Origin of the sequence: Pseudomonas fluorescens (genome assembly GCF_000967965.1) — a bacterium.
GTDB classification, from domain to species: Bacteria; Pseudomonadota; Gammaproteobacteria; order Pseudomonadales; family Pseudomonadaceae; genus Aquipseudomonas; species Aquipseudomonas grandcourensis.
Map to the genome: position 1 here is coordinate 298,599 of NZ_LACC01000022.1, position 12,701 is coordinate 311,299.

Below are 12,701 nucleotides of genomic sequence, written 5' to 3' on the forward strand. Positions count from 1 at the left end.
CAAGGGCTTTTCAGAATATCTGACCAGTCTCGCGACCAGTTGTGATAATCATATCGATTCTCATTACCAAGTCAACCGCTGTTTTCCGATTTCCTTGCGATTCGCCGGATTTACGTCTGCAGGCCTCGTAATCATTGGGTTTAAGGCTGCAAAGTTTCAGAAATATTTGTCGGATCAATTCTTGTGGCGTGTAGAAATGGCTTCCAGCTGTTTGTTCAGGGCTTCCTTGCGCTCGGCAGGAATATCATTCCAGTGAACGTCCATCAGGGCGCCTTCAATTGCGTACAACAACACCTTGGACGCCCGAAAACCGCGCGTGCGCACGGCCCGATAAGCATCCACCGCCCCGAGGCGACGCAAGTCCGAAGCGCTATGGATGCCCACGGCATGCAGCCATTGCGCTGACGTCTTGCCAAGATTCTTCAGGTGTTGCAGTTCATCATTCATCAAGCCTCCTTGCGATGGCCGAATGGAGAGCGTGGGCAATCTTCTGAGGAGTGTAGCCATCAGTAGGAAAAGCGTGATTGTTTGCTCGTTTACGAAGCAAATGCTTCTAAGAAACAAGTATTGGCAGTGCGTGAACAAGTCTATGAGCGCAGGGGAAGAGGTGGGGAAGAATCTGGAAATCAAGGGCGAACATCCCCACAGTCCAGCGCAACGAGAGGCGCTGGACGTTTCAGTCAGCGGCGATGATCAGCGAGTGCGATAGCGCAGTCGCGTGCCGAAGTTCATCGACATCAGGATTTCGTCGGCACTGAGTTCCACCGGAAAGTACGTACCGGAAATCTGCGCGTGAGCCAGGCTCGCGCCTTCCAGGTTCGCTTTGCGAAAGTCGATGCCGCGCAGGTCGCAGGAACGGAAGTAGGCGTCGCTGAAATCCACGCCGTCGGCATTCAGTTCGCGCAGGTCCAGCCCCCGGAAATCTCCACCCACCATGTCGATGAGGCCATCCTTGGGGCGTTCACTGTTGAAGCCTTTGATGTCGTCTTTGTGCAGCAGGGCATATAGCGGTGTGTCGAGAAGTTTAGGCTGGCTCATGTCGCATCACCTGATGGTTTTATGACGCCAGTATAGTGCCACTATTTGACGGTCGTGAAGCCAGTGCGGGCCTCACGACCGAAATAGTTTCTTACAGGCCTGGCAGGCGCTGGCGAATCTGTTCCACAACGGTATCGAGCGTCCCGCTTTCATTGGTCTGGACGCGCTTGCTGCAGAGGATTTCCGCGGGTGTCAGCGCTTCACGGCTGGCTTGCTGGGCTGCGATAACGGCCAGGGTGGCGTCGGACGGATCTTTCTTGTCTGCCTGGCGCATGGCCAGCCAGCTTTCGATCACGGCCTGTGGCGCATTGCAGTCGAGAATCAGGAAGGGGGCGCCCGTGGCTTCGGCCACCTTTGCGGCACTGTCACGCTGATCACGCTTGAGGTAAGTGGCGTCGACCACCACCGGGAAGCCCGCACGCAGAATGACGTCGGCGATTTCGTGCAGGTGGGCATAGGTTGCCGCGCTGGCGTCGGCGCTATAGATGCCGGCCTGTACGTCATTCTCGACGGTTTGCTCGCCGAACAGGCGCTTGCGCTCGACATCGGAACGCAGGCGAATCGCGCCCAGGGCTTCGACCAGGCGCATGGCGACATGGCTCTTGCCGACAGCGGAAACACCGTGGGTAATGGCCATGAAGCGCGAAGGAATGGTGCTGTAGCTTTCTGCCAGGTTGGCGTAGTTGCGGTACTGGCGCAGGGTCGTGGCGCGCTGCACTGCAGTGGCGTCGGCCGGCATGCTGAACAGGGCAACCTTGGCGCGAACCAGTGCGCGGTAGGCTTTATAGAAGTTCAGCAGTTCGAGGCCGCGATAATCGCCGGTCAGCTCCAGGTACTGGCTGATGAAACGACGCGCCAGGCACTTCAGGCCGCGATCTTCCAGGTCCATCGCCAGGAAGCCGGTGTCGGCATAAACGTCGGTAAAGCGAAACGGTTCGTTGAATTCAATGCAGTCGAAGATCACGACCTTGCCGTCGATCACGGTGGCGTTGCCCAGGTGAATATCACCGTGGCATTCGCGAGTGAAGCCTTCGGCCTTGCGCTGGGCGAGCAGCGGTTTGAGGCGCTCGAAGCTGCTTTCGGCCCAGGCTTGCAGGGCGTCGAGTTGCAACAGGTCGGCCTTGTCGCTGAGGAACGGACGGATCTGTTCGAAGTTCTGCCGCACCGGCGCCATGACGCTGTCCGGGGTGCCGGCTTCGTGCCCGGCCGGCACTTTCGGTGCGTTGAGGTGGAAGCGGGCGATTTGCTCGGCCATCTCGTCGATGTGCGCGGTGGTCAATTCGCCATTGGCTTGCAGGGTGCTGAGCAAGCCGGTTTGCGGAAACTGGCGCATCTTCAGTACATATTCGATGGCCGGGCCTGCGCCGCCCAGTTGCGGAGCCTCGGCGCTGCCGGTAACGGGCAGCACTTCGAGGTACAAATCGTCGGTCAGGCGCTGGTTCAGGCGCAGTTCTTCAGCGCAAAAGTGTTCGCGAGCCTCAAGGCTGGTGAAGTCGAGAAAACCGAAATTCACCGGCTTCTTCACTTTATAGGCATAGGGGCCAGTGAGCAGTACCCAGGAAATATGGGTCTCGATGACCTGGAATCCCTCTACAGGATGCGGGTAGAGGGCAGGGTTTTGCAGGGCAGCGATCAGTGACTGGCTCACAGGCGATCCTTCAGAGTCTGGAAAATTCAAGGCCGTCATTATGGCCGCAAGTCCGCCTGACGCAAACCTCGGAGCGCTCCTGTTGAGGATGAATAAAGTGCGTATAATCCGCCGCCATGACTCGTACTCGAACTCCCCGCACCACGAAAAAACCACCCTCCAGGGGCCTGCGCCCGTGGCTGGGCTGGGCCATTAAACTCAGTCTGGTCGCCCTTGTGGTGCTGGCCGGATTCGCCGTTTACCTTGATGCAATCGTCCAGGAGAAGTTCTCCGGCAAGCGCTGGACCATCCCGGCCAAGGTTTACGCGCGCCCGCTCGAGCTGTTCGTCGGACAGAAGCTGAGCCGGGATGATTTCCTGACCGAACTCGATGCCCTGGGCTATCGCCGTGAAAGCGTGGCCAATGGTCCGGGTGCGGCGTCGGTCAGCGGCAACACCGTTGACCTGAACACCCGTGGCTTCCAGTTCTATGAAGGCATGGAGCAAGCGCAACCGGTGCGGGTGCGTTTTTCCGGCGATTACGTGGCCGAGTTGGCGGGGGCAAAAGGCTCGAAGTTGTCGGTGGTGCGCCTGGAGCCGCTGCTGATCGGCGGCCTGTACCCGAAAAACCTCGAAGACCGGATTCTGATCAAGATCGATCAGGTGCCACCGTACCTGCTTGAAACGCTGGTGGCGGTCGAGGACCGTGATTTCTATCATCACTTTGGTGTTTCGCCGAAGTCGATCGCCCGTGCAATCTGGGTCAACGGTTCGTCCGGGCGCATGCGTCAGGGCGGCAGTACGCTGACTCAGCAGTTGGTCAAGAACTTCTACCTGACCAACGAGCGCAGCCTGAGCCGCAAGCTCACCGAAGCGATGATGGCGCTGCTGCTTGAACTGCATTACGACAAGCGCGAAATCCTTGAGGCTTACCTCAACGAAGTGTTTATCGGGCAGGACGGTCAGCGTGCGGTGCACGGTTTCGGTCTGGCCAGCCAGTTCTTCTTCAGTCAGCCGCTGGCCGAGCTCAAGCTGCATCAGGTCGCGCTGCTGGTGGGCATGGTCAAGGGGCCTTCTTCCTATAACCCCCGTCGTTATCCGGAGCGTGCCCTCGAGCGGCGCAACCTGGTACTCGATGTGCTGCAAGAGCAGGGCGTCGCGACTGCCGAGCAGGTTGAGGCGGCGAAGAAAATGCCGCTGGGCGTGACCAAGCGCGGCAGTCTGGCGGACAGCTCGTTCCCCGGCTTCCTCGATCTGGTCAAGCGTCAGTTGCGCGAAGACTATCGCGACGAAGACTTGACCGAGGAAGGGCTGCGCATCTTCACCAGTTTCGACCCGATCCTGCAGATGAAGGCTGAAGCCTCGGTCGACGACACCTTCAAGCGTCTGGCGGGGCGCAAGGGTTCCGATGACGTCGAAGCGGCAATGGTCGTGACCAACCCGGAGACCGGGGAAGTGCAGGCCATGATCGGCAGTCGCCAGGCCAGTTTTGCCGGGTTCAACCGGGCGCTGGATGCGGTAAGGCCGATCGGCTCGCTGATCAAGCCGGCGGTTTACCTGACTGCGCTGGAGAAGCCAAGCCAGTACACACTGACCAGTTGGCTGTCGGACGAATCCTTCTCGGTCAAAGGCGCGGACGGTCAGGTCTGGAAACCGCAGAACTATGATCGTCGTTCTCACGGTACGGTGTTCCTCTATCAAGGCCTGGCGCATTCCTACAACCTGTCGACCGCGCGTCTCGGTTTGGCGGTCGGTGTGCCGAACGTCCTGAAGACGGTGGAGCGCCTGGGTGTGACCCGTGAATTCCCGGCCTTCCCGTCGATGTTGCTCGGCGCCGGCGGCATGACGCCAATCGAAGTGGCGACCATGTACCAGACCCTCGCCAACGGCGGCTTCAATACGCCGATGCGCGGGATTCGCAGCGTGCTGACTGCCGAGGGCGAGCCGCTCAAGCGTTATCCGTTCCAGATCCAGCAGCGTTTCGATCCGGCCTCCATTTACCTGATCCAGAGCGCCATGCAGCGGGTGATGCGTGAAGGTACCGGCAGCTCGGTCTATAACGTGCTGCCAAGGACCCTGACCCTGGCGGGCAAGACCGGTACCAGTAACGACTCGCGCGACAGCTGGTTTGCCGGTTTCAGCCAGGACTTGCTGGCGGTGGTCTGGCTGGGTCGCGACGACAACGGCAAGACGCCATTCACCGGCGCCACCGGGGCCTTGCAGGTCTGGACCAGCTTCATGCGCAAGGCCGACCCGTTGCCGCTGGACATGCCGCAGCCGGATAATATCGTTCAGGCCTGGGTGGACTCGCGAACAGGGCAAGGTTCTGACGCCGGTTGCCCGGGTGCCGTGCAGATGCCGTATATTCGCGGCAGCGAACCGCCTCCCGGCGCCGCTTGCGGTGGTGAAAACCCTGCTGAGTCGGTGATGGACTGGGTCAAAGGCTGGATGAATTAAGCAAAGAGGGTTTCAAGTGAACAAGTGGTTGATTCCAGCGGTTGCCGCCGTAGCTTTGCTCAGCGGTTGTTCCAGCGTACAACGTGGCTCGATTCCGGTCGTGGATTCCGGCACCGCCGTGTCCAACAGTGAACGGATCTCGGCCAATGGCGGCTTCCGCCAGACGACCGTCAAGCGTCCTGCGCAAGGTCAGTCGCGGACCCAGGCGATTCCGCAGGGTGACAGCGGCGTAGTGGTGATGGTGCCAGGCGCGGCAACGACTTCGACGCCGATCAGCACCGCGCCGATTACCCCGGGTCCGATCACGCCGGGGCCGATTGACACGACGCCGGTCCAATCGGCCCCGATCAATCAGGGCAGCTACAGCATGCCGTCGTCGCCAAGCGGGATTCCATCGGCCAGTGCGGGCGGACTTTCTGCCGACGAGCAACTGGACGGTCCGGTGTTGGCCTTGCTGACCACCGCTCAACAGCAACAGACGAGCGGTGATCTCAACGGTGCTTCCTCCAGTCTCGAACGCGCCCAACGCGTTGCACCGCGTGAGCCGCAGGTGCTTTACCGTCTGGCGCAGGTGCGCATGGCTCAGGGCGATGCGGCCCAGGCCGAGCAGTTCGCTCGCCGTGGGCTGACCTTGGCCAATGGCCGTCCAGCCCTTCAGGCCAACTTGTGGGACCTGATTGGCCAGGCGCGTGATAAGCAGGGTGACTCCCAAGGCGCGGCATTGGCTCGTCAGAAGGCCAAGGTAACGCTGTGATGGATGCGCGCTTTCTGAAAATCGCCGATCAACTGTTGTTGATCGAACGCGAATTGCGGGTGCAAGGATGGTGGGATGAAGTCCCGCCCTCCGCCGAAGCGCTTTCCAGTGTCGAGCCGTTTTCGGTCGACACACTGGATTTCGAGCAGTGGCTGCAATGGATCTTCCTGCCACGCATGAAGATGATCCTCGAGCAGGATTTGCCGTTACCCAACGCTTCGGGCATTCAGGAAATGGCTGAGATGGTCTTTGCCGGACGCAATGTCCAGGGCAAGGATCGGCAGCTGCAGGTATTACTCAAGCAGTTTGATCAGTTGATCACAGCGTCTCGCTGAGCCAGAAGCTGCCAGCGTCCGCTGGCAGTTGTTCACAATATCTCTCTATTTTGTCGGCCGTTGCTGGGTAAGTGCATTCGCGTGCCAATTTTTTGCTAAAAGTTGCGCAATCGAAGCTAACACAGAGCTGATTTACGGGTTTTTTCTTGCGTTCTCATGTGCTTAGTAGAATAAAGCACATAGACGACTTGACTTGCGAAGGACGAAACAGAAGAATCCAAAGTCCGCTGTACAGGGACTGCCAGAAGCAGACCCTCTCAGCAGATCATGAGGCGCATATCCGCGTCGACCTGTTACACCCGCAACGCGTTACCTCGCGCTGGGTGGGAAAGCCCCGCAACACTTGGGACGATCCCAATACTTGCTCAGTCAGTGCTGACGTAGTCGGCGACCACCGTCGCTCATGCTCTGCCGAGAAGTAAACCTATTAAGACCCGTCCCGTTTTTCGTGGGCGGTATTCTGGCGTTTTAGAGGTGAGCAACGTGGAGCTTTTATCTGGCGGTGAGATGCTCGTCCGCTTTTTGCGCGACGAAGGCGTCAAATATATCTACGGGTACCCGGGTGGTGCTCTTCTTCATGTTTACGATGCCCTGTTCAAAGAACCGGAAGTGACCCACATCCTGGTTCGTCACGAGCAAGCGGCTACCCATATGGCTGACGGCTACGCCCGTGCCACCGGTAAAGCCGGTGTGGTACTGGTGACTTCCGGTCCTGGCGCAACAAACGCCATCACCGGTATCGCCACCGCCTATATGGACTCCATTCCGATGGTGATCATTTCCGGCCAGGTGCCTAGCACCATGGTGGGTACCGATGCGTTCCAGGAAACCGACATGATCGGTATCTCCCGGCCGATCGTGAAGCACAGCTTCATGATCAAGCACGCGTCGGAAATCCCGGAAGTCATGAAGAAGGCGTTCTACCTGGCGCAATCCGGTCGTCCTGGCCCGGTCGTTGTCGATATTCCGAAAGACATGACCAACCCGGCCGAGAAGTTCGAATACGTCTTCCCGAAAAAAGCCAAGCTGCGTTCCTACAGTCCGGCTGTTCGCGGTCACTCCGGTCAAATCCGCAAGGCGGCAGAAATGCTCCTGGCGGCCAAGCGCCCAGTGATGTACGCAGGCGGTGGCGTGATTCTCGGTGGTGGCTCCGCGCCGCTGACCGAACTGGCGAAGATGCTTAACTTGCCAGTAACCAACACCCTGATGGGCTTGGGTGCCTACCCTGGCACTGACCGTCAGTTCATCGGCATGCTCGGCATGCACGGCAGCTACACCGCCAACCTGGCGATGCACCATGCTGACGTGATCCTCGCTGTCGGCGCGCGTTTCGATGACCGTGTAATCAACGGCGCTTCGAAGTTTTGCCCGAACGCCAAGATCATTCACATCGACATCGACCCAGCCTCGATTTCCAAGACCATCAAGGCTGACGTGCCTATCGTTGGTCCGGTCGAGAGCGTCCTGACCGAAATGGTTGCGATCCTCAAGGAGATCGGCGAGACCCCGAACAAGGAGTCCGTAGCCAGCTGGTGGAAGCAAGTTGATGAGTGGCGCGGTGATCGCGGCCTGTTCCCTTACGACAAGGGCGACGGCAGCGTCATCAAGCCGCAGACCGTGATCGAAACCCTGTGCGAAGTGACCAAGGGCGACGCCTTTGTGGCTTCGGACGTGGGCCAGCACCAGATGTTCGCTGCGCAGTACTACACGTTTGATAAGCCCAACCGCTGGATCAACTCCGGCGGTCTGGGCACCATGGGGTTCGGTTTCCCGGCCGCCATGGGCATCAAGTTGAGCTTCCCGGATACCGACGTCGTTTGCGTCACCGGCGAAGGCAGTATCCAGATGAACATCCAGGAACTGTCCACCTGTCTGCAATACGGTTTGCCGGTAAAAATCGTCATTCTGAACAACGGCGTTCTGGGTATGGTTCGCCAGTGGCAGGACATGAGCTATGGCAGCCGTCACTCGCACTCCTACATGGAGTCGTTGCCTGACTTCGTCAAGCTGGCTGAAGCCTATGGTCACGTTGGCGTGCGCATCACTGAATCGAAAGATTTGAAGTCGAAGATGGAAGAAGCGTTCGCCATGAAAGATCGCCTGGTGGTGATCGATATTTCGGTCGATACCAGCGAGCACGTCTACCCGATGCAGATCAAAGACGGCTCCATGCGCGATATGTGGCTGAGCAAGACGGAGCGTACCTAATCATGCGGCACATTATTTCCTTGCTTCTGGAAAACGAACCCGGTGCTCTGTCTCGTGTGGTTGGCCTGTTCTCGCAGCGCAACTACAACATCGAAAGCCTGACCGTGGCCCCGACCGAAGACCCGACCCTGTCGCGTCTGACGCTGACCACGGTTGGTCACGATGAAGTCATCGAGCAGATCACCAAGAACCTGAACAAATTGATCGAAGTGGTAAAACTGGTCGACCTGTCGGAGAGTGCTCACATCGAGCGTGAACTGATGCTGGTCAAGGTCAAGGCCACCGGCGCCCAGCGTGCCGAGATCAAGCGCACTACCGATATTTACCGTGGACAGATCGTCGATGTCAGCGCCAGCGTGTATACCGTTCAACTGACCGGTACCAGCGACAAGCTCGACAGCTTCATTCAGTCCATCGGCACCGCCTCGATTCTGGAAACCGTCCGTAGTGGCGTGACCGGCATTGCCCGCGGCGACAAAGTACTCAGCATCTAAACCAAATTAGCGAACGGCCTGAACGGCCTGATATAGGGGAAATTCATGAAAGTTTTCTACGATAAAGACTGCGACCTGTCGATCATCCAGGGCAAGAAAGTTGCCATCATCGGTTACGGTTCCCAGGGCCACGCTCAAGCGTGCAACCTGAAAGACTCCGGCGTTGACGTGACTGTCGGCCTGCGTAAAGGTTCGGCTACCGTTGCCAAGGCTGAAGCCCACGGCCTGAAAGTGACCGACGTTGCTTCCGCTGTTGCAGCTGCCGACCTGGTCATGATCCTGACCCCGGACGAATTCCAGTCCTCCCTGTACAAGAACGAAATCGAGCCGAACATCAAGAAAGGCGCCACCCTGGCCTTCTCCCACGGTTTCGCGATCCACTACAACCAGGTTGTGCCGCGCGCTGACCTCGACGTGATCATGATCGCGCCGAAGGCTCCAGGCCACACCGTACGTTCCGAGTTCGTGAAGGGCGGCGGTATCCCTGACCTGATCGCTATCTACCAGGACGCCTCGGGCAATGCCAAGAACGTCGCTCTGTCCTACGCTGCCGGCGTTGGCGGCGGTCGTACCGGTATCATCGAAACCACCTTCAAGGACGAGACTGAAACCGACCTGTTCGGCGAACAAGCCGTTCTGTGCGGCGGTACCGTTGAGCTGGTGAAAGCCGGTTTCGAAACCCTGGTTGAAGCTGGCTACGCGCCGGAAATGGCCTACTTCGAGTGCCTGCACGAACTGAAACTGATCGTTGACCTCATGTACGAAGGCGGTATCGCCAACATGAACTACTCGATCTCCAACAACGCCGAGTACGGCGAGTACGTGACCGGCCCTGAAGTCATCAACGCCGAATCCCGTCAGGCCATGCGCAACGCCCTGAAACGTATTCAGGACGGCGAATACGCCAAGATGTTCATCAGCGAAGGCGCTACCGGCTATCCTTCGATGACCGCCAAGCGTCGTAACAACGCCGCTCACGGTATCGAAATCATCGGCGAGCAACTGCGCTCCATGATGCCGTGGATCGGTGCCAACAAGATCGTCGACAAAGCTAAAAACTAAGTCACGCGCTTGTACGAAAAACGCGGCTTAGGCCGCGTTTTTTCGTTTGAGGGGCCGGTTCTGGTATAAAGCTGCATCGTTTGCGGCCGAACCGTCGTCCCAGACACCTGTCCAAACTTTCCACCCCGTTGCAAGGTAATGTCCATGAGCGAACGCCCCGAAGAGCCAAACCAGGCTTCTGACGCCGAAAGCCTGCTGCCCATCGATGAACATGTCGAGGAAGGGCATGACGCTGAAGGTCGTAAAGTCCGGCATCGTGGTATCTATCTTTTGCCGAATCTGTTCACCACTGCGAACCTGTTCGCAGGGTTCTATTCCATCATCAGCTCGATGAGCGCCCAGGCGGCCTTGAGTGCCGGTGACTCGGCCAATGCGAGCAAGTATTTCGCGTTCGCGGCCATCGCGATCTTCGTCGCCATGGTGCTCGATGGTCTTGATGGGCGCGTGGCCCGCATGACCAATACCCAGAGCGCCTTCGGTGCCGAGTACGACTCGCTGTCGGACATGGTCGCCTTTGGTGTTGCGCCGGCATTGCTGGCCTTTGGCTGGGCCTTGGGTGACATGGGCAAGGTTGGCTGGATGGTCGCCTTCATCTATGTGGCTGGCGCGGCATTGCGCCTCGCGCGCTTCAACACGCAGGTCGGCACCGCGGACAAACGCTACTTCATCGGTCTGGCCAGTCCTGCCGCTGCAGGTGTGGTTGCAGGTATCGTCTGGGCGTTCAGCGACTACGGTATCCAGGGTTCCAAGATGTCTTTCCTGGTTGCGCTGATGGTGGCGGCGGCCGGCATGCTGATGGTCAGCAATATCAAGTACAACAGCTTCAAGGAACTGGACCTGAAGGGGCGAGTACCTTTCGTGGCGATTCTCGCGGTGGTGTTGGTGTTCGCAGTAGTGTTCAGTGATCCGCCGCGCATTCTGCTGCTGGTCTTCCTCGCCTATGCCGCGTCCGGCCCGGTTCAATACCTGTTACATCTTCGTCGGCGTAAAAGCGTCGAGTGATGTAATTTCCCTCATACTCCGCAGTCTGTTGGTGCATCTGTTCTCCAATACTGCGGAGTAGCCATGCTGATCAAAGTCCCTAAAGCATCCGACTGCCATGAGTCGGATGTCACGCCTGAATCCATCTATCTTTCTCGACGCAATGTATTGGGTGTTGCTGTTGCCGGTTTGGCCGTGAGCGGTCTTCCTCGGTGGGCGGCTGCCGACGATGTGGCGCGTTATGCGGACGTCGAGCCTGGTAAGGCGCCTTCCTGGTTCAGCGAAAAGCTTTCCTCGGTCAAGTGGGGGGCGGTTGTCGTCAAGGATGAGGCAATCACACCCTTCAAGGATGCTACCCACTACAACAACTTCTACGAGTTCGGCACCGACAAAGGTGATCCGGCCGCGAATGCCGGCACGCTGAAGACGGAGCCGTGGTCGGTGGTGGTGGACGGGGAGGTGGGTAAGCCCGGGCGGTATGCGCTCGAAGACTTCATGAAACCGTATCAGCTGGAGGAGCGAATCTACCGTTTGCGCTGCGTGGAAGCCTGGTCGATGGTCATTCCCTGGATCGGTTTTCCCCTCTCGGCCTTGCTCAAGGAAGTCGAGCCGACCTCGAAAGCCAGATTCATCCGCTTCGAAACCCTGCAGGATCCCAAAAGCATGCCGGGTCAGCGCTCCGGTTTTGCCTTGATCGATTGGCCTTATATAGAAGGGCTGCGATTGGACGAGGCAATGAACCCGTTGTCGATTCTGGCGGTGGGTATGTACGGGCGTGAACTGCCGAATCAGAACGGGGCTCCACTGCGCCTGGTCGTGCCCTGGAAGTACGGGTTCAAAAGCATCAAATCCATCGTGCGGATCAGTCTGGTCAGCGAGCAGCCGAAAACCACCTGGCAGAGCATTGCGGCGGATGAGTATGGTTTTTATGCGAACGTGAATCCTGCTGTTGATCATCCTCGCTGGACTCAGGCGCGTGAACGCCGCCTGCCTAGCGGTTTGTTCAAGCCCAATGTGCGCGACACGCAAATGTTCAACGGCTATTCAGAGGAAGTCGCCTCTCTATATACGGGGCTCGACCTGAGGAAGAACTACTGATGCGCTATCCGTTTTGGCGTATCGGTGTATTTGTCGTGGTGCTGATGTGGCCGCTGCTGTGGTTGTATCAGGCCTGTGAGGATGTCCTCGGGCCGGATCCGGGCAAGGTACTGGTCGATCGGCTGGGTTTGGGAGCGCTTGTTCTGTTGCTCGTAATCTTGAGCTTGACGCCTTTGCAGAAACTCACTGGTTGGGCGAGGTGGAATGCCGTGCGACGACAGTTGGGGTTGTGGTGCTTTGCCTATGTGCTGCTCCACCTCAGTAGTTATTGCGCATTCATACTTGGTTTTGACTGGTCGCAGCTGGGTGTCGAGTTGCGCAAGCGGCCTTACATTATTGTCGGGGTGCTGGGTTTTCTTGGTTTGCTGGCATTGGCGGTGACTTCCAATCGATACAGTCAGCGACGATTGGGTACCCGCTGGAAGAAGTTGCACCGCCTGGCGTATGTCATTCTCGGGCTGGGATTGCTGCATATGCTCTGGATTGTGCGCGCCGACCTGAAGGAGTGGGTGATCTATGCATCTATAGGTGCATTGCTGTCAGTGCTGCGGCTACCGCCTTTGGCTCGACGAATCCCGCGTCTAATGGCTAAAAAGGGCTCTTCTGCCAAAAAGGCGTAAATAGTGGTTGACGGCAGATTCCAGGTGT

At 58.3% G+C, this 12,701-nt stretch carries 12 protein-coding genes; 9 read left to right on the top strand and 3 right to left on the bottom strand.

Going from position 1 to position 12,701, the window contains the following annotated elements; all coding sequences use genetic code 11:
- Nucleotides 1-174: 174 nt before the first annotated feature.
- From VC35_RS18310 to VC35_RS18325, 3 genes are all read right to left on the bottom strand, one after another.
- Nucleotides 175-447: a TfoX/Sxy family protein gene (locus tag VC35_RS18310; RefSeq protein WP_008053897.1), complete on the bottom strand. Its 273-nt coding sequence runs from the start codon at nucleotides 445-447 to the stop codon at nucleotides 175-177.
- A 246-nt stretch (nucleotides 448-693) separates the two neighbouring features.
- The gene (locus VC35_RS18320; RefSeq protein WP_046041823.1) at nucleotides 694-1,038 is read right to left on the bottom strand and encodes a pentapeptide repeat-containing protein; all 345 of its coding nucleotides are present in this window, start codon (nucleotides 1,036-1,038) and stop codon (nucleotides 694-696) included.
- Between the two features lie 91 nt (nucleotides 1,039-1,129).
- Nucleotides 1,130-2,686, bottom strand: a complete 1,557-nt coding sequence (locus tag VC35_RS18325) for a bifunctional aminoglycoside phosphotransferase/ATP-binding protein (RefSeq protein ID WP_046041824.1) — start codon at nucleotides 2,684-2,686, stop codon at nucleotides 1,130-1,132.
- A 116-nt stretch (nucleotides 2,687-2,802) separates the two neighbouring features.
- On the opposite strand from VC35_RS18325, the gene mrcB reads away from it, so the two are divergent.
- The 9 genes from mrcB (at nucleotide 2,803) to msrQ (ending at nucleotide 12,673) form a co-directional block, all read left to right on the top strand.
- Complete coding sequence (mrcB, locus tag VC35_RS18330; protein WP_046041825.1) at nucleotides 2,803-5,121, top strand: penicillin-binding protein 1B; 2,319 nt, start codon at nucleotides 2,803-2,805, stop codon at nucleotides 5,119-5,121.
- A 16-nt stretch (nucleotides 5,122-5,137) separates the two neighbouring features.
- Nucleotides 5,138-5,875: a tetratricopeptide repeat protein gene (locus tag VC35_RS18335; RefSeq protein WP_046041826.1), complete on the top strand. Its 738-nt coding sequence runs from the start codon at nucleotides 5,138-5,140 to the stop codon at nucleotides 5,873-5,875.
- Nucleotides 5,875-6,210, top strand: coding sequence for a YqcC family protein (locus tag VC35_RS18340; protein ID WP_046041827.1), 336 nt, complete (start codon nucleotides 5,875-5,877; stop codon nucleotides 6,208-6,210). The genes VC35_RS18335 and VC35_RS18340 overlap by 1 nt, the downstream gene beginning before the upstream one ends.
- A 483-nt stretch (nucleotides 6,211-6,693) precedes the next feature.
- Nucleotides 6,694-8,418, top strand: coding sequence for an acetolactate synthase 3 large subunit (locus VC35_RS18345; RefSeq protein ID WP_046041839.1), 1,725 nt, complete (start codon nucleotides 6,694-6,696; stop codon nucleotides 8,416-8,418).
- Nucleotides 8,419-8,420: 2 nt separating this feature from the next.
- Nucleotides 8,421-8,912, top strand: coding sequence for an acetolactate synthase small subunit (gene ilvN, locus VC35_RS18350; protein ID WP_003176102.1), 492 nt, complete (start codon nucleotides 8,421-8,423; stop codon nucleotides 8,910-8,912).
- A 45-nt stretch (nucleotides 8,913-8,957) separates the two neighbouring features.
- Nucleotides 8,958-9,974: a ketol-acid reductoisomerase gene (gene ilvC / locus VC35_RS18355; protein ID WP_003228216.1), complete on the top strand. Its 1,017-nt coding sequence runs from the start codon at nucleotides 8,958-8,960 to the stop codon at nucleotides 9,972-9,974.
- 144 nt (nucleotides 9,975-10,118) lie between these two features.
- Nucleotides 10,119-10,976: a CDP-diacylglycerol--serine O-phosphatidyltransferase gene (gene pssA / locus VC35_RS18360; protein WP_046041828.1), complete on the top strand. Its 858-nt coding sequence runs from the start codon at nucleotides 10,119-10,121 to the stop codon at nucleotides 10,974-10,976.
- A gap of 63 nt (nucleotides 10,977-11,039) precedes the next feature.
- A complete protein-coding gene (msrP, locus tag VC35_RS18365) occupies nucleotides 11,040-12,053 on the top strand; it encodes a protein-methionine-sulfoxide reductase catalytic subunit MsrP (protein WP_046041829.1) in 1,014 nt (337 codons plus the stop codon).
- On the top strand, nucleotides 12,053-12,673 hold the full coding sequence (gene msrQ, locus VC35_RS18370; RefSeq protein ID WP_046041830.1) for a protein-methionine-sulfoxide reductase heme-binding subunit MsrQ: 621 nt from the start codon (nucleotides 12,053-12,055) through the stop codon (nucleotides 12,671-12,673). The genes msrP and msrQ overlap by 1 nt, the downstream gene beginning before the upstream one ends.
- Nucleotides 12,674-12,701: the final 28 nt, after the last annotated feature.